This is a genomic window from Streptomyces sp. NPDC002232, assembly GCF_042890295.1.
Classification (GTDB): domain Bacteria; phylum Actinomycetota; class Actinomycetes; order Streptomycetales; family Streptomycetaceae; genus Streptomyces.
The window spans coordinates 629,811-655,228 of sequence record NZ_JBIARV010000002.1; the positions used below are offsets into that span (position 1 = coordinate 629,811).

A 25,418-nucleotide genomic window follows, 5' to 3' on the forward strand; every position below is an offset into this window, starting at 1 on the left:
ACGCCGCGCGCGTGATCACGTAGAACCCGACCCGGCACCCGCGCCGGGTCGGTCGCCTCGCGCGGACGCCCGGCCGGGCGACGCAGCACGCGGTCCCGGCGGCGCAGCGCGGCCGATCGCCTCACGAGGACGCCCAGCCGGGCAGCGAACCACCGTGTCGCGGCGCCGCGCCCCGCGCGGACGGTCGCCTCGCGTCGCCCACCAGCCCGGCACCCCCGCCCGGCGCGCGGGCACAGCCGTTCACCTCACCCCTCCCCCGACACTCAACCCGGCAGCGCCCCATCCGGTCCCGGCACCCCCACCCGACGCGCGAGCACAGCCGATCGCCTCACCCCTCCCCCGACACTCAACCCGGCAGCGCCCCCTCCGGTCCCGGCGCCGCCGCCCTGCCACCCGCGTGCGGCCGGTCGCCTCACGCCCAGACCGATACCACGCACACGCGGCAGGGTGCGGCCCGACCAGCCACTGGCGCGAGGTCCCGCTCCTCCCCGCCCGCTCCCGGCCTGGCCCGGCCCGGCGCTCCCGGTCCCTCGTCGCCCCGCGCCCACGGCACCCGACGGCGGTGGGCCCGTCGGCTCCGCGTAGGCTCGGGCCCGTGAATCTGCTCGACAGCCTGGGCTCGCTGCGGTCGCTCACCGCCGGCCCGTGGATCTATCCGGTGGTGGCGACGTCGATCCTGCTCGACGTCTTCCTGCCCGTGCTGCCGAGCGGCTTCCTGGTGATCACCGCCGCCACGGCGGCGGCCACGGCCACCGGGGCCTCCTCCGGCGTCCCGGCACTGCTCCCCCTCCTCGCCTGCGCGGCCACCGCCTCCGTACTCGGCGACTTCCTGGCGTACCGCCTGGCCCTGCGCGGCGGGGCCAGGCTGGACCGGGCCATCGCCCGCTCGCGCCGCCTCTCGCTGGCGCAGGAACGTCTCGGCACCGCGCTCACCCGGGGCGGCGGGCTGCTCGTGGTGCTCGCGCGCTTCGCCCCGGCCGGCCGCTCCGTCGTCTCCCTGGGCGCGGGCGCCGCGAAGCGACGGGTGGAGGAGTTCCTGCCGTGGTCGGCCCTGGCGGGCGTGGTCTGGGCCTCGTACAGCGTCGGGCTCGGCTGGCTGGGCGGCCAGTGGCTGGGCGCGACCTGGTTCAGCGCGGGGGTGTCGACCCTCGCGCTCTTCCTCGCGGGCGGTCTCGCCGCGTACCTCATCCGACGCCCGGCCGCGGCTCCCGCGACGGCCTCCTGACGGCGGCGCGGCCGGGGCACATCGGGCCCCCTCGGAAGGGGCCTGGGGCGGGGCCCACCGGATCTGGCGGCCCTGGGACCGGGCCTACCGGACCTGGCCGACTCGGGGCCCGGGCCTACCGGGACTCTGGAAGCCTTGGAACCGGACCTACCGGGCCCTGCCCAGCCCTGGGGCCGGCCCCACCGGGGCCACGACAGCCCTGGAACCGGACCTACCGGGCCCTGGCGGCCACGGGACGCGCGCCACGCACCTCCAGGTGATCGAGGAGTCTCGCGGTGGCGTCGGCGATCTCGTCCACGGCCCGGTCGAAGACCTCACGGTTGTGCGCGGCGGGGGCGTGAAAGCCGGAGACCTTGCGGACGTACTGAAGGGCGGCGGCCCGGATGTCGTCCTCGGTCGCCTCCTCGGGCAGGGCGGGCGGGCGGAGGGTCTTGATGCTTCGGCACATGCCTCCAGTGTGACGCGCCCCACTGACAACCGCCCGAAGCCCGGCGAGGACCCCTCCCGCCTACCCGCCGAGACCGCGTCTGCTCCGTGCGTTGATCTCGGCGGTCCGGGCGCGCAGCTCGTACAGGGGAGTGGCGGGCTGGACGTCGAGGGGCTCGGCCTCCCACTCGCCGCCGCCGTGGACGGCGCGGATCCGAAAGCGTCCGGAGACGCTCTCCACGTAGAAGCCGACCCGCCCCGTGGCGGTGTCGCGGACGAGGTCACCGACCTCGGGCAGTCGCTGCACGCATGCCCTCCGTCCCGATTCCTGAAGCTTGGGGACACTCAGGGAAGCGCGGCGACCCCGCCCTGTCAACGTATCTCTAGAGATGTCCCCCGATGGATGGATCGACCGGGCGGGACGGCGTGCGGGTGCGCCCCCGGGCCGAGGAGCGCGCCGTAGGGTGTCCCGCAGACGAAGGGAGTGGTCCACCCGTGACTGACCAGGACAGCGCTCGCCGGCCCAAGTACCAGCGCATCGCAGACGAGTTGAGAACCGCGATCCGGTCCGGCGCCTTCGCGCCGGGCGATCGGCTCCCCGGCGAGAACGACCTCATGTCGACGTACGACGTGGCCCGCATGACCGCTCGCCAGGCCCTCTCGGTGCTGCGTACGGAAGGACTCGCGGAGGCGCGCAAGGGCGCCGGGGTCTTCGTCCGGGTCTTCCGTCCGCTGCGCCGCCGGGGCATTCCGCGCCTCGCCGGGGACCAGTGGGGCAGCGGCCGCTCGGTCTGGTCGGCGGACGTGGAGGACCGGGAGCTGGTCGTGGACCAGATCGAGGTGGGCGAGACGGAGGCCGGCGACCGGGTCGCGGGCGCGCTGAACCTGGAGCCGGGCGCGCCCGTCTGCGTCCGCAGCCGCCGGTTCGTCCTGGACGCCAAGCCGGTGCTGCTGTCGGTGTCGTACCTCTCGGCCGACCTGGTGCGCGGCACGCCGATCACGGAGCCGGACACGGGCCCGGGCGGCACGTACGCGCGGCTCACGGAGCTGGGGCACCGGCCGGTGCGCTTCCGGGAGGAGATCCGCTGCCGGATGCCGACGGCGGACGAGTCGGACCGGCTGTCCCTGGAGCTGGGGACGCCGGTGGTCCTGATCGGCAGGACGGCCTTCACGGGGCCGGGGGTGGCGGTGGAGCTCAACGAGATGACGCTGGACTCGTCGTCGTACGTCCTGGAGTACGACTTCGGCGCGTGAGGACGGCGGCGTGCGACGGCACGCACCCGCCGAGGGTGCGCGAAGGCGGGTCAGCACGAGCCCGGGCCAGGCACCGGCCCCCACGGCCGACGCCCCCCACCCCCACGTCCGACTCCCCCTACCCCCCGGACTCCGCCCGGCCGACGACGAAGCACCGCCCGGGATCGGCGTGGACGACGTCGCCGGGAAACGCGGCGGCGGCCAGGGCGACGGCGTCGGCGGGGGCGGTCCCCGGCCCGACGTGGGTCACGACGAGGCGCCCGACGCGGGCGTCGGCGGCGCTGCGGCCGGCCTGGGACGCCGAGTGGTGCCCGGGGACGGGACCGTCGGACTCGCAGAGGAACAGATCGCATTCCCGGGCGAGTTCGACGAGGGCGTCGCACGGCTCGCAGTCGCCGGAGTAGACGAGGGAGGCCCCTCCCCCGTCCTCGACGCGCAGGGCGAAGGCGGGCATCCCGCCGTGGTCGACGGCGCGGGTCCGCAGGGTCAGCCCGCCGATGCGGGCGAGGTGTCCGTCGTACAGCTCCTCGACGCGGAAGGCACGCTCGACGGGGCTGCGGTCGGGCCCGTTGGTGAGGAAGGCGGCGAGCCGGGCGGCGATGCCGGGCGGGCCGAGGAGGGGCAGGGGCAGCAGGAGGTCGAGGCCCGCGTAGAGGAGCCCGTAAGAGGCGGTGAGCAGGTCGGCGCTGTGGTCGGCGTGCAGATGGGAGATCCAGACGGCGTCGATCTCGCCCAGCGCCGCGTACCGCTGGAGCTCGGCGAGGGTGCCGGTCCCGGCGTCCACCCAGAGGCGGACGCCGCCGCCCTCGACGAGGTAGCCGGAGCAGGCGTTGCCGGGCCGGGGGAAGGGAGTGGCGGATCCGAGGACGGTGATCCGCAGGGCGTCGTCGTCCATGAGCCGAGTCTAGGACGGCTGCCGGAGAGTGGCCGGAAGTTGTGTGGAGAGGGTGAAGGGCGTGCGTATCCTGTGGGCTCGCCGGGTCCCATCGGCGGGCACCCGGCAGAGAACTGAGGGACATTCATGCTTCGCGTTCGTACGCTCGCGGCCGTGACCGCGGCCGCCGCCTCCGGCATCCTGCTGCTGCCTTCGCAGGCGCAGGCCGCCGGCTCGGTCCACCTGTACAAGATCCACTACGACAGCCCGGGCGCGGACCACCGGTCCAACGCCAGCCTGAACGGCGAGTACGTCCAGATACGCAACACGACCGGCGCGGCGGTCAACCTGCGGGGCTGGACGCTGACGGACGCGGCCAACCACAAGTACACCTTCGGCAACTACACGCTCGGCAAGGGCAAGATCGTGACGGTCCGCACGGGCCGCGGCACGAACACCACGGCGAACGTGTACCAGAACCGCGGCGCGTACGTCTGGAACAACGACCGGGACACGGCGAAGCTCCGCAAGTCGAACGGCTCGACCGTCGACACCTGCTCGTACAACTCGACGCGGGTCGACTACAAGTGGTGCTGACCCCGCACCGCGCATGACGGACCGTGGCCCCCGCGACCCGGGGCCCACGGTCACGCCCAGAAGGCCTGCCGGGCCCGCCCCGACGGCCTGAGGGCCGCACTCAGGAGGTCTCGGGGGGGCGGGGCTCAGGAGGGCTGCGTCTCCTGCCGGGCGCCGGGCACGCCGCCGCCGTGCTGCTGCACGTCGGAGTTGACCTGCCCGCCGAGCGTCATGACGTTCAGGGTCGCGGAGTTCTCGTTGGCGATGGCCTTCTCGACGCGGGAGACGAGGACGGTGAAGGCCTCGGGCCCGCCGAGCTTGTGGTACGGCCCGATCTTGGTCTCGAAGTACACCCGCTCGTGCCCGAGGAGCTGCTCCGTGGAGCGGTAGTTCTTCCACTGCTCGCGGTACCGGTAGACGCTCTCCAGCGACACGGCGGCGACGACGACCACGCTCAGCACGGTGGCGATGATCCGCGCGACGTCCAGGTCGACGTTGACGAAGACCGGCACGAGCGCACCGCCGACGACGGAGACGGTGCGCATCCGCAGGTGCATCGCCTTCATGCGGGTCGCCTTGGCGTCGTACCACCCCTGGTACTGCGCGAGCCTGGTCTCGATGTACCGCTGCGGCGTCATCTCGCCACCCTGCGCCCCGGGTTCGGGCGCGTCCCCCACCTCAGCCATGCGGGGAGTACACCGCCAGGCACGCGCCTGCGTCAACTCGCGGTGACCCGGCGTCGGCTCAGAGATGCGCCTTGGCCTCGCGGACGAGCGCGCCGATCCCGTCCCGCGTCCGCACCCGCACCTCGTCCAGCTCGGCGCGGCTCTCCGCCTTCGACAGCAGGGTGATCTCCCCCAGCAGGGCCTCGCCCCGGACCCCCAGAGCGTCGTCGTGGCTCAGCATCTGCATCCGGAACAGGGCCTCTTGGGCGACCGAGCGGAGGTCGTACGCGCGCACCCGCACGTCGTCCGGCGGCTCGGGCGGCCGCGGTTCGTTGCGGCAGAACCACAAGTGGACCAGGGCGCGACGGTAGTTGACGAGGGCGCCGGCGTAGGCGGTGTAGGCGTCGAGCCTCTCCTGCCGCAGCTTCTCCCCCCGGGTGAACTGGTGGCCCCGGTCGACCGTACGCCGCTGGAAGGCGAGCGTGATCCCCGAACCGAGCAGCGTCCCCACGACGGCCATGGCGCTGGCGATGATTGCCTCCATCCGGCCAGCTGATCACGAAAGGGCCCGTCGCGGAACACCTGTCAGCCGACGGCGATCCGCTCGCGCACGGCGGAGAGGGCGAGCGGCCAGGAGAACCCCACGGCGGGGTCGTCGGGCACGAGCACGGAGACACCGGCGCCACGAAGCGTCTCGACGGACCGCTCGAACTGCGGATGACGGGCGTGGGCGGCGCTGACGCACGGCATCGCGACCATGGGGATCCCCTGGCCGATGCCCTCCGCGGCGAACCCGACGACGAAGCTGTCGGCGATGCCGAGTGCCCACTGGTTGACCGCGGCGAAGGTGGCGGGGGCGAAGAGGACGGCGGACGCGGCGGGCCACACCTCCGGCTCACCGGGCAGCGGAGCGTCCCAGCGCACGGGATGCCCGGTGAGCACGGCGAGCCCGTCGAGCGACCCGGCGAGCCAGCGGGCGGCGGCGGGGGTGAGCCCGAGGCAGACGTCCCATCCGTCGGCCTGCGCGTCCTCGATGACACGGGCGATGTCGAAGACCGGCTCGGCGGCACTGGCGAACAAATACAGGGTGCTCATCCCCCCATACGACCACATCGCCCCCTGACCTGCCCCGAAGCCCCATCTCCCCGGAGGAACGAACCGAGTTCCAGAAGCCGGGCCAGATCGCGAAAAGGCCGCGGGACGGGCGAAGACCAACGCCGCACGCCGCCGCTAAAGATGTCAGTTGCACACACCAACCAACCAACAACCGAAGCGAATGGCACCCCACCGGAGGGGCCTCACAAACACACCCGACCGGTCACCGCCGCGGGCAACCGTTCAGGAATCAGATCGTGACGGGCCCACGGGCGGTGGCGAACTCGACCGAGAAGAGCCCCGGTTCCTCATCCTCGACCCAGGTGACGTCGATCTGGTCGAGGGGGTGATCGGCCGGCTCGCCGAGGAATTCGGCGATGGACGCGGCATCACCGGCGATGGAGACTCCCTGAATGGCGGTGGAGGTGCGCGGGTCAGCACTCGGGCGTTCCTCGACAGGAATCAACCACTCAAGAAAATACGGAAGTTGTGGATCCTCCATCAACTCCAGCAGGCCGATCTGCTTCCACCTCAGGTCGAACCCGTCGGGGCGGACACGATGCCCCTCGGCCGAGGCGCGGCCGAGGCGGGACTCGACCGGGCCGATGTCGTCGATGGAGACCACCCAACCGAGCCAGCCACCACCCTCGGCGGCACGGCGCGCGACGGCCTGCCCGAAGGGCGCGCGGTCGGCGGCGGGATGGTCGAGGGTGGTGACGACCTCGACGTATGTGCCGCCGCTCAGCGGGAGGATGAAATTCCGGGTACCGAACCGCGGGTGCACACCCCCGTCGACGAACCCGGCACCGAGGGCCGACCCCATCCACTGGACGGTCGAGACGAAACTGTCGCGGGCAACCGCATAGGACACGTGATCAAGTCGCACGGCGCCATCATCACCCGGACAACCCACCCGAATAGGGACGCCACGCCTACGACAGCAAGGGCCTCTGCGCCCTGCGACAGCTCTCAGAAGCATCGGCCCACGGCGACCGACCGTGATCGACCACGCGATCCGGCCCGCTTGCGCCGGCGCCCTCATCGACCGGGGGCTGCCGTGCCTCCCGACAGGTCGGTGACCCGCCGGGCGGTCACCAGGTAGCCCGCGAAGCTCACGTCCGGCCTGGCCTTCGCCCACCCGTCCGCCTTCTCGACCGGTACCAGGACGGTCGTGCCAGGTACGGGGGAGTTGACCTTGTCCGTGGCGCCCGGGGGTACCCCGTACCGGCAGTGCACCTCGACGATCGACACCACTTCCACCGAAGTGGGCGCGCGCCCTTCGTCCCGGCCGTGATGCTCTTCGCAGAAGTCGATCTCGCCCGCGCGCTCACTGCCGACGATGTCGGCGTAGTCCTCCGGATCGACCTCCAGCAGGACCCACGAGATGACATCCCCCGGCACGCAGCTCGCTCCGCAGCACTGCATCTGCCAGTCATCAACCCAGATCGTCAACGTCACGACACCATTGTCCGTCGCGTGCGGCAACTTGCGGCGGCTCGTGAACGGCTTCGACGAACGCCATGGCACAGCCGGTGAGGGCAGCAGTCTCGTGGGCCCTCCGAGCGATCACTAACCTGTTCGCATGCCCCAGAACGAAGACCGCCGGTTTCCCGCCGCACTCGCCGCTGCCATGGCGGTCCGGCTCGACCGGTTGGGCGAGGACGGTGTCGACTTCGAACCGTACGAGTCCTTCCTGTCGGCAGACGAGACGACGGACTGGCTCCGTGCGTGGACAGGGAACAGCGACCTGACCGGCGATGCCTTCCGCGTCTTCGGCCAGGACGGGACCGGCGGGTACGCGGCCTTCTGGCTCGTCCGCCAAGGCCGGGAACTGGCGGAGCAGCCCGTTGTCTTCATGGGCTCCGAAGGAGAGACCGGAGTCGTCGCCCGCGACCTGGGCACCTTCCTGTGGCTGCTGGCTGACGGCACAGGCCCGTGGGAAGCAGCCGCCCTCTACGAACCCGAAGCCGACTGGACCCCGCGGGTCGACAAGGACCTGGCGGCGATCGCGGAACAGCACGCTCCCGGCCGGCGTGCATCGGCACCGGCGATCATCGCGGAGGCCACACGGGAGTTCCCCGACTTCGACGACATCGTCATGGGGTGGTGCCGCTAACCCTGGAGCAGATCGGCGAGGGCGTCCGAGCAGTAGCCGACAAGGGCCCGATGTTCCGAATGACCGTCGTCGATCCGACAGGTGGCCGACCCTGTGCCGCCCAGCTCCCAGCTGAACTGAAAACCACTGGCCATTCGCACGCCTCCCTAAGTCGATGGCAGAACCCCGTCATCGATGGATGGGATTCTCGTGGACGATCGCGCAGAGAGAGCCTGGGCCGGCTGTTCAGGAGGCGTCCCCGGGCATGGCCCGTTCAAGTGCGCTTCGCCAGGTCGGCTGCTCGGCTGCCCACCGGAGGACGGCATTGCGGACTGCGGCTTGGGAAGCTGACCGCGTCCCCTCACGCTCAGCGGCCGCGCCCGCTTGATGAACCACCTCGTAGGTGTCGTCCTCATCGAGCAGGACTTGGAGGTACGAGTCGCCCTCGGCGTGGTCGCCCAGCCGCTGAAGAAGCAGGAACTCCCTGTGCCGCAGCCCGGCGAGCATCGCCTCAATGGCAGAGGCGTCGGGGTCGCGGACCATCCGGCCACCGGTGACCAGCGCGACAAGCTTGAGCGGCATCGGCCCCTCCCTTTGCTGCCCGTCCCGGAGCCACGTCTGTTCCTGGCCGGTCAAAAGAGGTGGCGGTACGGGGGGCCCGTCAAGTTGGTAGACGGCGACGGGATCCTCCAGATCGGGCCACGAGCCCACAGCCCAGGTTCGGTACGTGTGGACACGACCGTCGGCCAGCGGCACCGTGAGGATTTCCGGCGCGGGAGGACCAGGGATACAGCGACCCACATCCTCACCGTACGGACCGCCGTGGAAGATGGCGTGCATCCAGCCCTTCGGCGGTCTCCCAGTGATGTCGAAGACGTCCTCCACCGTTCCCCTCCGAGCTCGAACGCCGGCTCCGCAGCGACGATGAACGCGCGGGCGCCTACCGGGAGTGGCTCGACGGGGCCTGACCGTTCATGGGCGTCGACTCACTCATAGACAGCGGCAGCCTGCAACGCTCGGGCCAGGAAGGTCCAGTCCCCGCCGCCGGGAAGATCCTTCCCGAAGGTCTGGTACCAGCCCGGCGCGTCCTCGATCCATGCCGCCAGAGCCTCAAGGAAGCTGTCCAGGTCTGGCTCCCCCCGTCATGCCCACTGCGAAGGCAGTCCTGGTGCAGCTCTCGCACGAAGGAGACCAGTTCCTCGCGGCTGCGGACTTCATCGTCGGGAGACAGTGACATGAAGCGAACGTACCTCGCGATGCGGGCTCGACGCTCTCCCCGATCAAGAGGGGCATCGGCCGCCCTATCCCAGCGCACCCAAGACTGCGGCGGCACCCGGCCGATACCCACTTGAGGATTGCGATCGGACGACCCCGGACAGGGTCGGCACGCAGGGTGCGCATACCGCGAGGGATCGTGCGGGACCGCAATCGTCCTCAACTGGATCCCCGTAGTGGAGCACGACGTACGCCGGCCGAAACGGAAGCGCACGCAAGCTGCTACACGCTCGCTCGACGCTGCGTGCCGATTACCAGCGAGAGGCCCACGAAAGGCCAAACAGCAGCTACTGCGCGACAAGTTGAGCCATAGTCAGGCATGATCAAATTCGAGCTAGAGTAGGCATTTTCAGCTAACACATTCTTTCTGGGGGACCCTTGCGCTTCAAGAGCAGCCTCGTCGCCAGCGCCGCGGCTCTGGCCGCCGTCGTCACTCCGCTCCTCGCCAGCCCCGCGGCTGCGGCGTCCGGCACCGAGCAGACAGTCTCGACCAACTCGTACTACGGGCGGATGGTTATCGGCTGGCGGATCAACCCCTACCGTCTCGACCCGATCCAGATCATTGCCGAGGACCGCGCGACCGACGGCTACGTCGTCGGCATCCGCCTCATCACCAACGGCGAAAGCGGCCACAAGGTCTGGAAGATGCGGACCGTACCCAGCGGCCAGACGAGCGCCTCGTGGACCACGTACTTGGAGGCCGGCTGGATCGACAACGCCTACTTCGAGGTCTGCAAGATCGGCGCCAGCAGCGGCGTGATCGCGAGCTGCGAGGCCTCGGGCGTGATGAACAACCCGTTCGACGACTCCTCCATGTAGGACGCACGGCAGGGGGGATGTCTCCGACCGTCGGCTCGGGGCCGTGCACGTCGACGAGCAGATCAAAAAGGTACGGCCTGCGGAGTCCGACGAGTCATCTGTCACGTAACTGGCACGACGCCTCCCCCTCGCTCCCGCGGCGGGGCAACGAACAAGGCCCAGATCCCCGGTTCAGTACCGGTGACCTGGGCCTTTGTCGTGCTACCTACTGGTGGGCGCGGACGGTTTCGAACCGCCGACATCTGCTTTGTAAGCTCGTGCGGGGCGCTCTCGCCAAGGGCGGATCGCTGGTCATCACCGCCACGGCGGTTCGCGTGCGACCACCGTCATCCGCCGCCGTTGATGTCAGTTTTGGATGTCAGCCGGCCGCACTCGACGGCCCGCTACCGCTTCTTCCGAAGCTTCTTCATCTTGGCTTCGGCTTCCTTCTTCTTCCGCTGCTCGACCCCGTACGGGGACCACGCCCCCTGGTGCTTGGAACACCGCGAGGTACCCGTCATCGCCTTGTTCCGGCAGCGACCTCCGCTCTGGGTAGGAGCACTGCACGTCGGCTGAACCATCCTGTCCCCTTCGTCGTCGGACCCTGGAATGCTTCCAGCGCTCGACGCAGAGCGGGGAGGCGCAACCGCGGCGGACAGCAGCACACCGACAGCACACGACCCGGGAAATGGGCTCAGACCTCTTCCGCCATGCCGACCGTCCGACCGGATGCGTGCTGCCCGTCCGCCGCCCGCTCCCCGCCCTCCAGGGCCGCAATCGCCTTCCGCCGCCATCGGCCGACCGCTACGGCCACAATCACCAGCACCACGAGAGCGGCAACAGGTGCGCCCCAGATCAGACCGCCGATGGCAAAACCGAGCGACTCCATGACTCCCCCTTGCGCAGTGCTCCGTCAGCGATTGATCGGGATCTCATAAACGATCTCGCACAGCGCAGCGGGCACGACGATGTCCGCCGTCTCCACGGGCCGGCCCTGGTCGCTGTAGTACGTCCGCCGGATATGCGTGACGAGCGCGGCCTTCTGGATCCCGAGAAGTGAGGCTTCCTCGGCGGTGGCCTGCCGCGGCTAGGGCTGCTCGACGGCATGGCTCACGGGGACACCGATCTCGGCCATCCGATTCACAACGCCGGTCCCGGCATGCGGCCCGCCCTCAGGCAGAACGACGAGTGTCCCGCCGGTGAGGTCGTACGGCTCCCAGCTCGTCGACAGCTGCACGGGCCGCCCATCGGCAAGGAACTCATACACGGTCCGGACGCACAGCTCGCCCTCGCCGATCCCGAGCCGCGCGGCAATCTCGGCCGGCGCAGGAACCTTCGCATCGGTCCGGCTCTCCCAGCCACCGTTCCGCCCCACGGCCTTCATGTCCGCCCGGAACGGCGACCCATCAGGCTGCTCGCGCGCCGCGGACCGCACCATCCGCACCCGCTGCCTGGGCTCGGCCACATAGGTCCCGGACCCGGCCCGCCCCTCCAACACTCCCTGGGAGATCAACAGCTCCTGGGCCCGGCGAACGACGTTCTCGCCCACCCCGCACTCCTGGCCGATCTGGGCCCGCGAGGGCAGCCGGTCTCCAGGGGTCCACTCGTGCTCCGCGATCCGCCGCCGCAGTTCGTCGGCGATACGGAGGTATGGCGGCTGCTCAGGCATATGGAAAATCTAGTCCACTAGCTCTAATCTAGTTAACTAGCTTCACTTAAAGTGATCACCGGTAACGGAGGCTGCCCTGTGCCTGCTCCCGAAGTAAGCGCGGAGGCCCTCGCCGCCCGGTTGTCCGCCCTCGGACTCACCACGCGCGTACTGGCCCACGCCAGGCACACGTCGATCGAAGCGGAGGTACCGGAAACCTTCCCCGCAGAGACATGGCGGGAGGTCCTGGAAGTCCTGGCACAGGCAGACCGCTTCGGTCTCCTCGCCACCAGCCTGGGCGGCCGAACCCTCTGGGCCGCCGTAAACAAGCGGTCCCCGCGACACGCGACGTCCGGGGACCCGGCCATCAGCGATGGGAGCTGATCAGCATGCGCAACCGTATCCGCCGCGCACTTCGCTACACCAGACCGCGGCACGCCCGAACCACCCACCCCCACAAGCCCTTACGCCGCTCCACCCCACCGGAACGGACCATCACCCACGGCGAGAGCACGCCCCGCGTGAGCCGATACGCCTCCACCGCCGAGCACCCCCACCGCACACCGGGGGAGGCAGCCTGATGCCCCACACGAAACCCACCCCGTACCGCTCGTCCCGGTGCCAGATCGGCACCCACCACGAGTGCGCCCACTCCTCCCCGGCAACGGCCCCGGTCGACATCCCAGTGATCTACGAGACGTGCGCCTGCCCCTGCCACACGCCGGCGACGACCCCGCCCCGCCCGGAGGCAACGGCATGAAGCCCTGGACCCCGACCGGCGCCGTGGTTGCCCCCATCGAGATCAGCTCGATCAACGTCCAGCGAGGCGACGTCATTCAGATCGGCGGCCAGCCCTGCCGAGTGGCCGACCTCCGCCAACTCCCCCTCGGCGCGAAGCGCCTCCTCTTTGAAACGGGTGAGCAACTGACCATGCACCCCCGCACGCGCCTGGTCGCCCTCCGAGTCCAGAGAAGGTGGTGACCACGACCATGCCGACTCTCCGCGACACCATCGCCGAAGACCTCCGCACCCAGATCACCACCGGTCACCTCAAGCCCGGATCCCGCCTCCCTTCAGAACCCAAGCTGGCCACGCACTACAAGGTCAGCACCCCCACCGTCCGCCAAGCACTCGCCCTCCTCCAGGCCGAAGGACTCATCGAAAAAACTCACGGCAAGGGCAACTTCGTCCGCCCTCCGCTCCGCCGCATCACCTACAGGGGCGGCGCCGGCATACCGTTCGCCCCCGACCTCCAGACCACCATCCGCACCACCACTGTCCGGGCCCGCGGTCACATCAGAACCCTCTTGAAGGTCCCGTCCAACACCGCCGTGACTGAGTTCCGCTGCACCACCTACGAGGGTGAAACTCCCCGAAGCGTGGCCCGTATCTACACCCCCCGCGACCTGGCGCCATCCGTCCAGCTCGGCTCGTCGCCATGGCCCACGAGAGCGGAGCCGATATCAACGGAGATCCGAGAGACGGTCACCGCCCGCCTCCCCACGCCAGAGGAAGCGACAACCCTCCGGATCAGCTCCACCCTGGCCGTTCTCGCGATCGCCAGCGTGGCAACCACCACCACCGGCCGTGTAGTGGAAGCCGCGCTCCTGGTCCTTCCCGGCGACCGTGCTGACGCGGTCTTCACCACCCATCCCACGACCGAGGAAAGGAAGAGGAAAGGATGACGCCACACAACGAACTGCGACTTCTCCCCTGGTCAGGCCCCGGCGGCAAGCCCTGCTTCCTGAGTACCAACGACGCCAACGGCCACCTGTCCCGCCTGGCAGACAACACCGAAGCGATCCTGCTCGACCTGGCAGCCGAACTGCTGGACTACGCGTCCGCGCTGCTGGATGACTCAGAGGCTCCCCCGGAAGAGGTGCGAACCCTGGCGACAAACCTCACGGGAGCCTTGCGGGACACTTTGCGCGTCGCGGAAAGCCGAGGTCACCGCTTGCTACCTCCATGTCCGGCCATTCACGCCAACGGCACCGACGGCCCCACGCTGCCAGCGTCCTTCGGCTAGCGATCAACGCATGCACGCCCACGACGAGAAGCCTCGGACTCAGTCCGGGGCTTCTCTGCATACCGCTCCGGAGTGACTGCGTCAATGCCGGGTGCGAAGCCTCTGACCTCGCGTTTCACGGTGGCGTCTCACAGCCGGCGCCAATGCATGTCGGGGCCGTCTCGCATGATGCGGGTTGGACGCCGCGTGACAGGCCAGATGCGAGTCGCACGACGCGCCTGATGGGTAGCACTTGAGAGCAGCCCCGACTGCCAGCATCCTGAGGGCTGATGAAGCTGTTATTGAGACAGGTGGCGCAATAGAATCACCTGCCTTCGCACGCGCGTGCGAAGATGTTTGAGTGTGACCTGCTTAGCGATGAAGCGGAGCGTGCGGTGCTGCAACTTGAGAGCAAGCGGCGGTGCGCGAGTCCCACATGGGCGCAGCAGAGAAGGATCACGGCTCCCTATTGCGGCAGCCATGCTCTGGGCTACGCTTGCCGCAGAGTTAGCGGAGGGGGCCGTGTGGGGGATCCGGAGACCTGGCAACAAGAACAGATCAGCCTTGCCTACCTCTCTGCTATAGCGACGCAAGCGGGGGCCACGTCCGCTCAGTGGAATGTGGACAAGGATGGGGTAGACGTCACGCTGCAGCGTGATTACATCGATGTCGCTTTCCAGATGAAATGCACCTTCTCCCCCACGCTTCTAGCGGACGGTGATACCTACGCCTTCGATCTCGACATGCGCACGTATGACATATTGCGCCGCCAGAATCGGTCGTCTGCCGGCTTCCTCGGCCTTGTCGTTGTACCTCGCGAACTTGATGGCTGGCTAGAGCACGACGACGAGTCCCTGCTCATGCGTTGCACTGGATACTACGCAAGAATTCAAGATGCTCCCGCCCTGTCGAATAAAGAGACCACGCGGATTCATTTGCCAAAGAAGCAGAGGCTGGATCGGGCGGGGCTGGATGAGGTCTTCACCTACGCCTTTGATCGCCTGTTTAAATCCGGGACAGGGGAGGGGGCGTCGTGAACACATTTGATATCGGGTTCAAGGAGATCGAATCCTACTTGCGAAGTTCAGGGTGGCAGCGTTCCCTTACCGGCCCGTTCGCGGAGGTATGGCGAGCCATCGGCAATGACCAGCTAACCCTCTTTGTTCCAAAGGATTCGAGCGCTCCGGACTTCTCTCGCGCGCTGCGAAGCCTGACTGACGAGCTGGCCAGACGTGAAAATCGCCCGCAAGAGCAAATCTCGCTCGACATCTCTCGCCAATTTCTCGATGTCACTGACTTGCGGGCGGAAGATGACGAGATTTCCGAAGGGACTATCCCGCTGGCGTCGGGAATCGGCCTATTCAACTCTGCTCATCGGATGATGGTCTCTGCGGCCGCAGCTACTCTTCATCGGCAAGGGTACTACGGTAATTCGATGCCGAGAGCTGCTCACAAGCATGCACGTCGAATGCGGCTCGGGCAAACAAGGCCAGGATCCTACATCGTCCCTGTGATCAGCAGTGCCAGGTTTGGTGTATTGGTCGACGATTCCTTCGATGAGCCGAGGCTCGAGGCTGCGGCGGACGAGTCGTACTTCGAACGCAGGATGCTAACGACGCTGTCAAGGGCTCTTCACACTCTGTCGCAAATGGCAGTCGTGCGTGACCGAACGCCGACCAAGTTCGACGTTCTGAGTGCCGTTGATGAAGGTGTTTCTAGTGAACTCTGTGCCGCTGTCCTCGACGTCATCGGAAAGGGCGGGGTCGACCTCTTTGACATCACGTTCAATTGGGCGCCGAGTTCTCCTGCTCCCAGAGATATCTCCGCCAAAGTGGCCTTCACTAATGAATCGGCAGACCTGATCCAGCACATTGAAACGGAACTAAAGGAGACTGACGCTCCGGCGGAACGGGTGCTGTACGGAGTGATCCGTAGACTGTCATTGAAGAAGAATGAGACTAGCGGACACGTGGCGCTGGAAACGGTCCTAGATGGCAAGCCCCGGGTCGTGGCGTTTGAGCTTCCCCTGGATGTCTATCGACGCGCGGCGCGGTATCACGGGGAGCGTCGCCCGGTAGTTGTTCGCGGCATCCTGGATGCTCCACCTGGGCGACGAGCAACGATGACTGTGAATTCCTTTGACGCTGACCGATCTGTAGCCACCTTTGACGATCTCGGCTGAGACACTGAGCTCTTTCCAACCTCACGCTGACGCGTGGTGAAGGACGAGGACTGCCTTCACGATGTTGGTGATGTGGTTGGTGCTGCAGCGGAGTTTCCGCAGGAGCCGCCAGCCCTTGAGGGTGGCCATGGCCTGTTCACCGACACAGCGGATCTTGGCGTGGGTGGTGTTGTGGCGGCGCTTCCACCGCTTGAGGTGGCGGCCCCGGAACGGGACGCGGACAGGTCTGCCGGCTCCTTGATACGCCTTATCCGCCCAGCATGTGAGGCCCGCTGCGGCGAGGGCGTCGATAATCCCGTACTGCGGGGCGGCGGTCAGGTCTAGGGCGAGCCGGGCAGAGCCGGTGAGGCCCAGAGTAGACGGCCGAACGGATCGGTGAGGACCGGGACGTTCATGCCGTGGCGTTTGTGTTTTCCGGAGTAGTACGGGTGTCGACGGCAATGCGGTCGATGGTCAGCAAGGTTCCGCCGAGGATGACGAACGCCTTCGTCCGGATGGTCTTCATCGCCTCGGTCAGAATCGGGGCGAGAGCCGCCAGAACCTCGTTGACCTCACGGATGTAGCGATAATCGGTTGCGATCCCGATGCCGAACCCCGCCGCGAGTTGGGCGTAGGTGTCACCGCACCACAGGTGGGCCAGGATGAGCAGGGCCCTTCGCCACCGCGTCCGGATGTCCCGGCGCCTGGCCGTCAGTTGTCCGGCCAGGAACCGCAGAGTGCGGGTGGACAAGTGGATCGAGGACGGGTAGACAAGCACGCGAAGCTCCTGGCGGACACGGGTGATCTTGGTCGAGCGCCCGTCTACCAGGAGCTTCGTCGCTGTGCAGGACTGTCCAACTCACGGTCAGAGCCGGTAGCTTAGAAGAGGCTCAATGATTCCTAATGCCATCTGTCAAGCTGCGAGACGCGCCGGAAGCTTACGGGGCCATGATCACTCGCCCCAAAGTAGCTCCATCCCAAAGCCGCTCCATCGGCCTTCGGGAGCCCCTTCAGGCTGCAGTCGATCTAAACTGTAGAATTCCCGTCCTTGAGCAAAGACATAATCCTTTTTTCCATCCCAGCAGACCCCGCAGCAGCCTCCTCGCCCATTTGCACTCTCATCTTGTCCAGAGAGTCACGGACGCGTCGCTGAATAATTCTCTCGTTCTTTCCATCAAGTTCAGCCCTCAGCTCTTCAGCTGCTTCAATCAGCTGCTTGGGCACGTAGTCGAATCGCGAAACGTCCGTGAGCACCGGAAGGTTTACTCTTACATCCCGCTCAATCGCCGACCTGAGTGGACCGATTCGCAAAAACTGCGAAAGGAAGTCGGGGCTAAGGACCGGCGACGGCGGAGGTGAATCAACTCGATCAACCAAGCTTCTTCTAATTCCAAAAGCCGCTTTATCTAGCGTGACGAGCCACTGCCGATATCCCATCGGGTTGGCCGGCCCCTTGCTCCGAAGCATAGTGACACCGACATAATTCTCTGTGTCGTGCGCCACCAGCTGTTGTGTGGCAAAGACGTCAACCTGTGCCGATCGCGAGTTCCTGCGCCGCTCATGAACCGCACTCCACTCTTCCTGGACGGCGAATCGAAACTCGGGCGATGCACTTTCACTCTCCTCTCCCAGGTTCCTCCGTTTGATCGAGTGCACATCCTCCAGGTATTCACGGATGTCATCTTCGGGACGCGAGTCGCCAACGAAGTTCTCGAGCCAACCCGCGAACGTATTGCGTGCCCGGCCGTTCATTGCGTAGGCGCCGTAGACGAATGGAGTGGAACCGTTCCATGACCTCGTTTCACTCCGGCTGAACATCAAGCACCGATTGAGGTGTCGCTCAACCTCCTCCACCACGCCGTCCGTTACGTATAGGTCGATTCCAGCATCAAGGGCCGCGCGGAATATTACGGTGTAATGCCTACTCGCAGGGTCCTCAACCAGCGTCTCAGCAATCAGGGGAAGAATGATCGAGGTGTCAAGCCAAAATTCCCCATCCGAGAAGAGTCTCACCACAACTTTCTGCACGTCGGGTGTCTGGCGCATGAAAGCAAATAGCGTGTATCCGTCCGCCAGGCGCCTCAGGTGATCTTTGATGCCTTCTCCAGGATTGGTGAGAACATCCATCAATGCCTTGGCTACCACCTTCTGGGGCAGCCCATGAGACTTTTTTGTGGGCTCTTCTGCGAGGATCTCGACCAGGTCGTCTATAGCGGTATTAGTCGTCTCCCCCGATCCTGCCGCATTCGCGAAGATCTCTCCCTGCCTGAGAAGGATCCATTCCATACTGGCACGCAGCTCGCGCCCTACCTTCTCTTCACCGCCACCTCCCTCCGGAATATTTGAGTACGACTCAACCAAGCGCGACAGTTCTTTCTCTAGGAGCTCCTCACTCAGAACGAACTTGGCGACTCGCTCATCAAGGCTGACGCGCTCCTGATGGGAGAGGCAAAAGCGATCTTCGGCCTTGTGGTGCTTAATGACGCCTCGTTTGCCACTCATTCGAGTCAACGCGGCGTCTACCTGCCCCGCAACTTGCTGCTCATGTCCGGCGGGAAGGAAAGATGCTACTCGGCGATGAATCTCCTCGCGCACAATGGAATTCTCGGAGTCCGAATCATGAAGCGCGGAAAGGGTGAGAGATTCGAACGACTCCTTAGTTAGCCCCTTGTCGCTGGCCGCATCCTGAATTTGCAGGCTCAGGTGAAGTAGGCCCAACCTTGCTTCGCCTTCATTGAGCGAAAGACCGACTCGGTCAGATAGTCCCCGGCGACGCAAGAGAGGCTCTACGATTCGATCACACAGGCTCGCACTAGCCGCAGCTCGCTGGGGATGCGTTTCACGTCGATCTAGAAACCAGGAGTCATCTCGGACGTCGACTGAGATTCCCTGTTCCCTGAAGATTTTTGACACCAGGTCATCGGCAGCGGGGCCGATTCTCTTGCTGGTTGCGTAGATCAGCCGATCGATCTCTTGGAAATTCTCCTTAAGGCGTCTAATGGTTCTATTGATTTTCGATGCCCAATCAATGGAAACCGAGTACTGAACCATTACCGATGGCTCCTCGGCGGGTCGATACATTTGCCCGTCCCTGCCCCTATCTCCAGCAGGTGCAGCCATGGTACGAAGGGTTGGGTAATCGACGGAAAGGAAATCTGCGGCGAATTCCTCGAACACTTTCCAGTCTCCAGAACCCAGCCGCTCTAGCGCGAGGGTTAGGCGTTCTCTCGTCATGGACAGACTCTAGCTGCGTAGCAGGTGTTTTGGCCGCCCCTCGAGAAAACTGCCGCGCAAGCCGAGGTGCCGCGCCTTGTTGCCTGTGTCCGAGGTATACCGCGCCTTCTCCAAGTTGGCAGTGCGGACCGCGAGTGGGACAGTCCTGCGCAACGCTCAGATGGCCGCCGGGTTCCGTATCGGGATCGCCGCCGACACCCCTACTACTCCGGAAACACAAGCGTCACGGCATGATCGTGCAGGTCCTCACGCCGTTCGGACGGCTGCTGTGAACCTCTCCGGCTCTGCCCGGTTCGACTTACGACCTGACCGATGCCAGTCAGCACGGCATCTTCGAAGCCCTCGCCGAAGCCGGACTCAGATGTTGAGCGGACAAGGCGGGCCAAGGAGGCGCCGGCGGACCCGTCCGCGTACCGTTCCGGGGCCGGCGCCTCAAACGGTGGAAGCGCCGCCACAACACCACCCGCGCCAAGATCCGCTGTCCCGGCGAGCAGGCCATGGCCACCCTGAAGGGCTAGCGTCTCCTGCGGGAGCTCCGCTGCCGCACCAACCGCATAACAGCGATCGTCCAGGCCGTCCTCGTCCTTCACCACGGGTCAGCGTGAGGTTGGAAAAGGCTCACTGGCTGCGCAGTACTGACGGTGGAGCGGACAGCCCGGACCGTTCCCCGCAGGACTGTCCAATCCGTTTTCACAGATCAGTGTCGGTTGCCTGCAGAGCGGGGCCGCTTCCATGCCCCGCCCATGAGGGTCGACTACACAGCTAGAGCGCAGACCTCCAGCACCCATCACCCAGCCCTGCTCCCATCCCGTCTGCCGTCGACCCACACACCGTGGAGCAGGCGCGGTGCCGGGCGTCCAGGTGGAGCGCCCAACTGGACGAACGACCTGGACGCCCGGTGCCGTGTCTGCTCGGCTCTGCCTGGGTCGACGGCAGACGGGATGGGAGCCCCCCACCTCCACACCCCACCGGCCGGCACCCGCATACGGTCCCCTCCCATCCCGGAGCCGGAGCGCCCCCGCCGGAGGCATCGTCTTGAGCCGCACTCGCGTACGGCCTCAGCCGCGTTGTGGTTCGTCGCTCATCAACCCGAGCTGTCAGGCGTGCGGCCGGCGGTCGGGCTGGAGCGGGGCGGAGACAGGAGCGCAGGCCCGGGCGACGGGCCGCGCGCGCCGCGCTGTGCGCGGCGGGTGCCTTGATGAAGTAGGGAAACTCTTACCGCGCTGGCCTCAGAGGGCGATCGGCCTGTAGGCCATGGCTCGGTCAACGGCCTTCTCCGGGGTCAGGTGGGGGTCTGAGCTCCAGAAGACGTAGTCGCTGATGTGGGGGCAAGCCAGGCCCTGTTGCAGCGCGGTCAGGATCTCGGAGGACTGCTCTTCGGGTGTCTCCGGATTCATCAGGCGCTCGACCAGGAGGATCGCTTCTTCGCGGGACATGCGCCGCGGTGGCTGCGTGGTCACTGCTGGGTGATCAAGTGGCGGCCGTCGTGGCTGCGGACGTGGGGGCCCTTGGCGTCCAGGGCGTCGAGGAGGCGGATCGCGTAGACCTCGGTCATGCGGGTGGTGATCTCCTCCGGGGTGAGCCACTCGACCGCGGTCGACTCGGCGGAGGTTCGTTCCTCGCCGCCGGCGGGCTTGCAGCGGAAGACCAGGGCGACGACGCCTCGGGTGGTGTTCTTGTAGACGCCGGTCAGCTCTTCTACCTCTACTCGGATGCCCGTCTCCTCCCAGACCTCGCGGGTCACGCCGGCTTCGGGGGATTCCGTGAGTTCGAGGACGCCGCCCGGGAGTTCCCAGGTGCCGTTGTCGGCTCGGCGGATCGCCAGGAGGCGGCCGTCTTCGCGTACGACTGCACCCGCGACGGACACAGAGTGCAGTGGCGTTGACGTCGTCTTCTGGGCGCTGTTACTCATGTACAGGAGCATAGGAGAGTGAAGAGGACTATGGGTACGACTGCAGGGGGTGGCAGGGCGGTACCCCGGTACGTCCAGATCGCCGACGAGATTGTGGAGCAGATCCGGGCCGGCGTTCTCAAGCCTGGCGACCTGGTGCCGAGCGAGTCCGAGCTTGTCGAGCGGTACGGCGTCGCCGGCGGGACCATTCGGAAGGCCATGGTCGAGGTGCGGGCCAGTGGGCTCGTGGAGACGCGGCACGGGAAGGGGTCGATCGTGAAGGACCGGCCGCCTGTGCGGCTGCGGTCGTCAGATCGGTTCCGGGCGTCTCATCGGCGGGGCGGGAAAGCTGCTTATCTGGCCGAGTCGGCCCAGTCCGGGGCCACTGCCAAGGTGAGCGTGCTGTTCATCGGGCCCATGGAGGCTTCCGAGGAGGTCGCCGCGCGGCTGGAGGTCGAGCCCGGGGCTCAGGTGCTGGCCCGGCGGCGGTTGTACTTCCGGAACGGGACGCCCGTCGAGACCGCCTCGTCGTATCTGCCGTGGGACGTCGTGAAGGACATCCCCGAGCTGTTCTCCGAGAACCCCGGGCCTGGGGGGATCTACGCCCGGCTTGAGGACGACGGGCACGTCTTCGAGGAGTTCGTGGAGACGCTCCAGGCCCGGCCGGCGTCCAAGGCCGAAGCGTCCGAGCTGGCGTTGAGTCCTGGTGCTCCCGTCGTTCACCTGCTGCGGAACGCCGTCACCAAGACCGGGCGGGTGGTCGAGGTCTGCGACACCCTCATGGCCGCTGACCAGTTCGTCTTCGAGTACCGGATCCCCGCCGCCGACTGACGCACGCTCAACTCCTCCCAGCCCGCTCGGACTTCTTCGTCCGGGCGGGTTGACTCATGTATAGGAGTGATGCACTCTTCTTCATGTCACTCATGTACATGAGTGAAGGAGTTCAGGACTTCTAGAGGAGTGATCTTCGTGCGTCAGATTCCCGTCGACACCTCCGCCGCCGCCGTGATGGTGGCCCAGCCCCCGCAGCCCAAGGTGAAGGACCGCCGTACCGGCGAGCGCGCCATGGACGCCGAGACCGGGGCCGCGCTGTCGACCGTGGACGTCATGTTCGCGGCCAACGGCGAGGTGGAGATCCTGAGCGTGACCGTCCCGGAGACCGGTGTCTCCGCCGACCTGACCATGGGGACCCCCGTGGCGATCACGGGGCTCGTCGCCCGACCGTGGGAGAGCGAGTTCAACGGGCAGCGTCGGCACGGCATCGCCTTCCGGGCCGTGGCCGTCACCTCGCTCGCCGCCGGCGCCTCGATGCCGAAGGCCGCCTGATCATGCGGTGGTTGATTGCCGCTGTGGTGCTGGTCGCCGTCCTCGCGGGTCTCCTGCGGTGGCGGCGGCCCGCCTGGTACTGGCTCTCCTTCGGCGTCACGTTCGCCACCTGCCGGGTCCTCGGCCGGTACCGGGCGGTCATGGACGCCTGCGGGCTCACCGTTCCGCCGCCCCGCTGGCGTCTCGCCATCGCCCGGATGGCGAACCGGCCCGTCCCCGAGCCGCGGGCGCCGCGCATCCTGCGGCTCCGGCCCACCCGTACCGGGCTCGTCTTACGGCTGGGGCTCCAGCCCGGACAGGACGCCTTCGACGTGGCGGCCTCGTGCGACCGGCTCCGGCACTCGTTCGGGATGTTCGGGGTCACCTCGCGGGAGATCCGCTCCGGTGTGGTCGAACTGCGGATGACCGGATACGACGTGCTCCGGCGAGTTCAGATGCCGGCGCGGGCCGAACGCTCGACCATGCGGGTACCGGTCGCCCTCCGCGAGGACGGAGACGTCCACTACCGCGACTACCGGACCACCCCGCACGCCCTGACCATCGGCGCCACCAAGTCGGGGAAGTCGGTGTACCAGCGGAACCTGGTGGCCGAACTCGCCGCCCAGGAAGTCGCCTTGGTGGGGATCGACTGCAAACAGGGGGTGGAGCTGTTCCCTCTGGCCCGACGGTTCTCCGCGCTGGCCGACAACCCCGACACCGCCGCCGACCTGCTCGATGCCCTCATCTCGCACATGGAGGACGTCTACCAACTCATCCGCGCCGAACAGCGCATCACCGCCGACACCCTGGACGCCGACATCGCCGCCGACATCTGGGACCTCCCCGACCACCTCCGCCCCGTTCCCATCGTCCTCCTCGTGGACGAGGTCGCCGAACTCGCGCTCTTCGCCACGAAGGACGAGGAGAAGCGGCGCGACCGGATCATCACCGCCCTCGCCCGGCTCGCCCAGCTCGGCCGCGCCGCCGGCATCTACCTGGAGATCTGCGGACAGCGCTTCGGCTCCGAACTCGGCAAGGGCATCACCATGCTCCGCGCCCAGCTCAGCGTCCGTACCGCCCACCGCGTCAACGACGAGACCAGCGCCAACATGGCCTTCGGAGACATCGCACCGGATGCCGTCCTCGCCACCGTCCAGATTCCTGTCTCGGCTCCTGGCCTCGCCATCACCGGCGACGCGTCGGGCGGCTGGTCCCGCATCCGGTCACCCCACACCTCGCTCCGCGCCGCCGTGGACGCCTGCAACAAGCACGCCCACCTGACCCCGGAACTGCCCGCGCTCGACGCGTTCCGGCCGGTCCTCGCCTCGCCCGCCGTGCCTGTGGCCATTCCGGCCCCGACGGCCCCTGCGACTCACTGAGGCTCCCTGCTCCCCTGGCCGGCGCGGCCTCCTCGCGCCACGCCCCTACCCCCGCCATGCCCGAAACGCCCACCAAGGAGGTGCCGTCATGACCAGCAAGCTCCGCGTCGACGCCGTGCTGGTCCAAGCCCTGATCGCAGGTGCGCTGTCCTTCGCCCACCTGCACGACCTGGCCGCCGCTGCCGGGCAGACTGGATGGAAGGCGTGGGCCTACCCCGTCTCCGTCGACCTCCTCCTGGTCGCCGCCTGGCGCCGGCTCCGCGCGGACGGCTCGTCGCGGCTCGCCTGGTGCTGGTTCCTGGTCTCGCTCTTCGCCTCGCTCGGCGCCAACGTCGCCACCGCCGGCTTCCTCGACCTCGCCGACCCGCCCGCCTGGCTGCGCTTCGGCGTCGCCGGATGGCCCGCGGTCGCCTTCCTCGGGGGAACACTGCTCGCCCACTCCGCGCCTGCTCCGACCCCTGCCCCGGCCGTCGAGCCGGAACCTACGGAGCCGGAGTACGTACCCGAGCCGGAGGACAGCGGGGACGCCGGGCCCGCGACTGAGGCGGAAAGCGAGCCGGTCGACGTACCCGCCCTTCCGACCCCTGAGCCCGCCCCCGCGCCCGGCGTCCCGGCCGCGCTCGTCGAGCACGCCCGCAAGGTCGCCGCCGACCACCACGCCCGTACCGGCGCCCCCATCGACACCGACACCCTCCGCGCCCGCCTCGGCGTCCCCGCGCCCATGGCCAGCGCCATCGCCGCCCAACTCGCCTGAACCGGAAGGAGAACGGCATGTCCGCCCGCGACCACTTCCACTCCCTGATGCGCATCGGCCCCGTGCAGATCGGCACCCACCGCGACCGCCACGGCCGCACCAAGTACGCCGCCGTCTGCACCGCCGACCGCTGCGGCTGGTCCGCCGACTACTCCAGCTCCTCGGCCGCCCAGCTCGCGGCCCGTACCCACCGCTGCCGCCCCACCGACTGAACGGAGACCGTCCGTGGACGTCCCGCTCTGGTTCACCCTCCTCGTCGTCGGCGCCCTCGGCATCAAGCTGATCCGCCCGCCCTGGTGGCTCGTCGCCGTGCTCCTCCTCGGCGGCTTCCTCCTCGCCGACAGCCTTCTGGCCCCCGTCATCGACGCCGCCGTCTCCGAGTGACCCGACCCGTACGGATCCGACCCACCCAGAAAGGAGAACCACCCATGCTTCGCCCCAAGGTTCCGACCATGCCGACCCCGGTCGGCGTCACCGCGCCGCCCGCCGTCGTCCAGCCGATCGCCGTGGAGCCTGCGCCGCAGACCATGGCCCCGGCCTCGGCCCCGGTCGTCCCGACCGCCCGGCCCCCCGTCCAGTTCACCCCCGGCAGCGTCCTCACCGTCGTCGGCGCTGGCACCGCCGTGGTCCTGGTCGTCGGCACGGTCCTGGTCTCGATGCTGCTCGCGACCGCCGTCACCGCCGCCTCGGTCGCCGTCTGCGCGGTCGTCGTCCGTTCGCTGCTCACGTCCCCGAACAAGCGCCGCCGCTGACCGGCC

General features: G+C 67.7%; 30 protein-coding genes and 4 pseudogenes. 19 read left to right on the forward strand and 15 right to left on the reverse strand.

Features of this window, described 5'->3' with window-relative positions; genetic code table 11:
* Window positions 1-601 precede the first annotated feature (601 nt).
* Window positions 602-1,225: a DedA family protein gene (locus ACFYXU_RS09600; protein WP_376515857.1), complete on the forward strand. Its 624-nt coding sequence runs from the start codon at window positions 602-604 to the stop codon at window positions 1,223-1,225.
* 211 nt (window positions 1,226-1,436) lie between these two features.
* Here the strand turns inward: ACFYXU_RS09600 and ACFYXU_RS09605 are convergent, their stop codons facing one another.
* Window positions 1,437-1,673 (reverse strand): DUF2277 domain-containing protein, encoded by a 237-nt coding sequence (locus ACFYXU_RS09605; RefSeq protein WP_376515847.1) that lies wholly within the window; start codon window positions 1,671-1,673, stop codon window positions 1,437-1,439.
* Window positions 1,674-1,733: 60 nt separating this feature from the next.
* Window positions 1,734-1,958, reverse strand: coding sequence for a hypothetical protein (locus ACFYXU_RS09610; protein WP_329855428.1), 225 nt, complete (start codon window positions 1,956-1,958; stop codon window positions 1,734-1,736).
* Between the two features lie 188 nt (window positions 1,959-2,146).
* Here ACFYXU_RS09610 and ACFYXU_RS09615 point away from each other — a divergent pair, with 188 nt between their 5' ends.
* A complete protein-coding gene (locus tag ACFYXU_RS09615) occupies window positions 2,147-2,905 on the forward strand; it encodes a GntR family transcriptional regulator (RefSeq protein ID WP_376515845.1) in 759 nt (252 codons plus the stop codon).
* A 118-nt stretch (window positions 2,906-3,023) separates the two neighbouring features.
* On the opposite strand, the gene ACFYXU_RS09620 is transcribed toward ACFYXU_RS09615, so the two are convergent.
* Window positions 3,024-3,800: an MBL fold metallo-hydrolase gene (locus tag ACFYXU_RS09620; protein WP_389457155.1), complete on the reverse strand. Its 777-nt coding sequence runs from the start codon at window positions 3,798-3,800 to the stop codon at window positions 3,024-3,026.
* Window positions 3,801-3,926: 126 nt separating this feature from the next.
* On the opposite strand from ACFYXU_RS09620, the gene ACFYXU_RS09625 reads away from it, so the two are divergent.
* Window positions 3,927-4,376, forward strand: a complete 450-nt coding sequence (locus ACFYXU_RS09625) for a lamin tail domain-containing protein (RefSeq protein WP_389457157.1) — start codon at window positions 3,927-3,929, stop codon at window positions 4,374-4,376.
* Between the two features lie 125 nt (window positions 4,377-4,501).
* On the opposite strand, the gene ACFYXU_RS09630 is transcribed toward ACFYXU_RS09625, so the two are convergent.
* The 5 genes from ACFYXU_RS09630 to ACFYXU_RS09650 form a co-directional block, all read right to left on the reverse strand.
* Window positions 4,502-5,041: a DUF4231 domain-containing protein gene (locus ACFYXU_RS09630; RefSeq protein WP_376515841.1), complete on the reverse strand. Its 540-nt coding sequence runs from the start codon at window positions 5,039-5,041 to the stop codon at window positions 4,502-4,504.
* A gap of 58 nt (window positions 5,042-5,099) precedes the next feature.
* Window positions 5,100-5,564: a hypothetical protein gene (locus ACFYXU_RS09635; protein ID WP_389457159.1), complete on the reverse strand. Its 465-nt coding sequence runs from the start codon at window positions 5,562-5,564 to the stop codon at window positions 5,100-5,102.
* A gap of 41 nt (window positions 5,565-5,605) precedes the next feature.
* Window positions 5,606-6,115 carry a flavoprotein gene (locus ACFYXU_RS09640; protein ID WP_361403721.1) on the reverse strand — a complete coding sequence of 170 codons (510 nt, stop codon included), beginning with the start codon at window positions 6,113-6,115 and terminating at the stop codon, window positions 5,606-5,608.
* Window positions 6,116-6,365: 250 nt separating this feature from the next.
* Window positions 6,366-7,001, reverse strand: coding sequence for a VOC family protein (locus tag ACFYXU_RS09645; RefSeq protein ID WP_389457161.1), 636 nt, complete (start codon window positions 6,999-7,001; stop codon window positions 6,366-6,368).
* A 152-nt stretch (window positions 7,002-7,153) separates the two neighbouring features.
* On the reverse strand, window positions 7,154-7,573 hold the full coding sequence (locus ACFYXU_RS09650; protein ID WP_389457163.1) for a DUF6578 domain-containing protein: 420 nt from the start codon (window positions 7,571-7,573) through the stop codon (window positions 7,154-7,156).
* 124 nt (window positions 7,574-7,697) lie between these two features.
* On the opposite strand from ACFYXU_RS09650, the gene ACFYXU_RS09655 reads away from it, so the two are divergent.
* Window positions 7,698-8,231 carry an SMI1/KNR4 family protein gene (locus ACFYXU_RS09655; protein ID WP_376515831.1) on the forward strand — a complete coding sequence of 178 codons (534 nt, stop codon included), beginning with the start codon at window positions 7,698-7,700 and terminating at the stop codon, window positions 8,229-8,231.
* Window positions 8,232-8,456: 225 nt separating this feature from the next.
* Here the strand turns inward: ACFYXU_RS09655 and ACFYXU_RS09660 are convergent, their stop codons facing one another.
* Window positions 8,457-9,095, reverse strand: coding sequence for a hypothetical protein (locus tag ACFYXU_RS09660; protein ID WP_389457166.1), 639 nt, complete (start codon window positions 9,093-9,095; stop codon window positions 8,457-8,459).
* A 768-nt stretch (window positions 9,096-9,863) separates the two neighbouring features.
* Here ACFYXU_RS09660 and ACFYXU_RS09665 point away from each other — a divergent pair.
* A complete protein-coding gene (locus ACFYXU_RS09665) occupies window positions 9,864-10,304 on the forward strand; it encodes a hypothetical protein (RefSeq protein WP_389457168.1) in 441 nt (146 codons plus the stop codon).
* 673 nt (window positions 10,305-10,977) lie between these two features.
* Here the strand turns inward: ACFYXU_RS09665 and ACFYXU_RS09670 are convergent.
* Both ACFYXU_RS09670 and ACFYXU_RS09675 read right to left on the reverse strand, forming a co-directional pair.
* Window positions 10,978-11,172 (reverse strand): hypothetical protein, encoded by a 195-nt coding sequence (locus ACFYXU_RS09670; RefSeq protein WP_389457170.1) that lies wholly within the window; start codon window positions 11,170-11,172, stop codon window positions 10,978-10,980.
* A gap of 24 nt (window positions 11,173-11,196) precedes the next feature.
* A pseudogene (locus tag ACFYXU_RS09675) lies at window positions 11,197-11,952 on the reverse strand (GntR family transcriptional regulator).
* 78 nt (window positions 11,953-12,030) lie between these two features.
* Between ACFYXU_RS09675 and ACFYXU_RS09680 the strand changes: the two are divergent.
* From ACFYXU_RS09680 to ACFYXU_RS09705, 6 genes and pseudogenes are all read left to right on the forward strand, one after another.
* Window positions 12,031-12,305 (forward strand): annotated as a pseudogene (locus ACFYXU_RS09680) (hypothetical protein); the annotation flags it as partial.
* 382 nt (window positions 12,306-12,687) lie between these two features.
* Entirely contained in the window at window positions 12,688-12,912 is a 225-nt protein-coding gene (locus tag ACFYXU_RS09685; RefSeq protein ID WP_389457172.1) for a hypothetical protein, read from the forward strand.
* A complete protein-coding gene (locus tag ACFYXU_RS09690; RefSeq protein WP_389457174.1) occupies window positions 12,909-13,616 on the forward strand; it encodes a GntR family transcriptional regulator in 708 nt (235 codons plus the stop codon). Before ACFYXU_RS09685 ends, ACFYXU_RS09690 begins: the two co-directional genes overlap by 4 nt.
* Entirely contained in the window at window positions 13,613-13,957 is a 345-nt protein-coding gene (locus ACFYXU_RS09695; protein WP_389457176.1) for a hypothetical protein, read from the forward strand. The genes ACFYXU_RS09690 and ACFYXU_RS09695 overlap by 4 nt, the downstream gene beginning before the upstream one ends.
* A 503-nt stretch (window positions 13,958-14,460) precedes the next feature.
* Entirely contained in the window at window positions 14,461-14,973 is a 513-nt protein-coding gene (locus ACFYXU_RS09700; protein ID WP_389457178.1) for a DUF4365 domain-containing protein, read from the forward strand.
* Window positions 14,970-16,118 carry a hypothetical protein gene (locus ACFYXU_RS09705; protein ID WP_389457180.1) on the forward strand — a complete coding sequence of 383 codons (1,149 nt, stop codon included), beginning with the start codon at window positions 14,970-14,972 and terminating at the stop codon, window positions 16,116-16,118. Before ACFYXU_RS09700 ends, ACFYXU_RS09705 begins: the two co-directional genes overlap by 4 nt.
* A gap of 21 nt (window positions 16,119-16,139) precedes the next feature.
* On the opposite strand, the pseudogene ACFYXU_RS09710 reads toward ACFYXU_RS09705, so the two are convergent.
* Window positions 16,140-16,875 (reverse strand): annotated as a pseudogene (locus tag ACFYXU_RS09710) (transposase family protein).
* 248 nt (window positions 16,876-17,123) lie between these two features.
* The gene (locus tag ACFYXU_RS09715) at window positions 17,124-19,331 is read right to left on the reverse strand and encodes a hypothetical protein (protein ID WP_389457182.1); all 2,208 of its coding nucleotides are present in this window, start codon (window positions 19,329-19,331) and stop codon (window positions 17,124-17,126) included.
* A 198-nt stretch (window positions 19,332-19,529) separates the two neighbouring features.
* Between ACFYXU_RS09715 and ACFYXU_RS09720 the strand changes: the two are divergent.
* Window positions 19,530-19,936, forward strand: a pseudogene (locus ACFYXU_RS09720) (transposase family protein); the annotation flags it as partial.
* A 624-nt stretch (window positions 19,937-20,560) separates the two neighbouring features.
* Here ACFYXU_RS09720 and ACFYXU_RS09725 read toward each other — a convergent pair.
* On the reverse strand, window positions 20,561-20,791 hold the full coding sequence (locus tag ACFYXU_RS09725; RefSeq protein ID WP_389457184.1) for an e9imm peptide: 231 nt from the start codon (window positions 20,789-20,791) through the stop codon (window positions 20,561-20,563).
* On the reverse strand, window positions 20,788-21,255 hold the full coding sequence (locus ACFYXU_RS09730; RefSeq protein WP_389457186.1) for an NUDIX hydrolase: 468 nt from the start codon (window positions 21,253-21,255) through the stop codon (window positions 20,788-20,790). The genes ACFYXU_RS09725 and ACFYXU_RS09730 overlap by 4 nt, the downstream gene beginning before the upstream one ends.
* A gap of 18 nt (window positions 21,256-21,273) precedes the next feature.
* Between ACFYXU_RS09730 and ACFYXU_RS09735 the strand changes: the two genes are divergently transcribed.
* The 7 genes from ACFYXU_RS09735 (at window position 21,274) to ACFYXU_RS09765 (ending at window position 25,412) form a co-directional block, all read left to right on the forward strand.
* Window positions 21,274-22,053, forward strand: coding sequence for a GntR family transcriptional regulator (locus ACFYXU_RS09735; protein WP_389457572.1), 780 nt, complete (start codon window positions 21,274-21,276; stop codon window positions 22,051-22,053).
* A gap of 138 nt (window positions 22,054-22,191) precedes the next feature.
* The gene (locus ACFYXU_RS09740; protein WP_189953721.1) at window positions 22,192-22,548 is read left to right on the forward strand and encodes a hypothetical protein; all 357 of its coding nucleotides are present in this window, start codon (window positions 22,192-22,194) and stop codon (window positions 22,546-22,548) included.
* Window positions 22,549-22,550: 2 nt separating this feature from the next.
* Window positions 22,551-23,906, forward strand: a complete 1,356-nt coding sequence (locus ACFYXU_RS09745) for an FtsK/SpoIIIE domain-containing protein (RefSeq protein WP_389457189.1) — start codon at window positions 22,551-22,553, stop codon at window positions 23,904-23,906.
* An 88-nt stretch (window positions 23,907-23,994) separates the two neighbouring features.
* Window positions 23,995-24,660, forward strand: a complete 666-nt coding sequence (locus tag ACFYXU_RS09750) for a DUF2637 domain-containing protein (protein WP_200424181.1) — start codon at window positions 23,995-23,997, stop codon at window positions 24,658-24,660.
* 17 nt (window positions 24,661-24,677) lie between these two features.
* Window positions 24,678-24,872, forward strand: coding sequence for a mobile element transfer protein (locus ACFYXU_RS09755; RefSeq protein ID WP_043231506.1), 195 nt, complete (start codon window positions 24,678-24,680; stop codon window positions 24,870-24,872).
* Window positions 24,873-24,885: 13 nt separating this feature from the next.
* Window positions 24,886-25,044, forward strand: a complete 159-nt coding sequence (locus tag ACFYXU_RS09760; protein WP_107063396.1) for a hypothetical protein — start codon at window positions 24,886-24,888, stop codon at window positions 25,042-25,044.
* A gap of 44 nt (window positions 25,045-25,088) precedes the next feature.
* Window positions 25,089-25,412, forward strand: coding sequence for a SpdD-like protein (locus tag ACFYXU_RS09765; RefSeq protein ID WP_389457192.1), 324 nt, complete (start codon window positions 25,089-25,091; stop codon window positions 25,410-25,412).
* Window positions 25,413-25,418 lie beyond the last annotated feature (6 nt).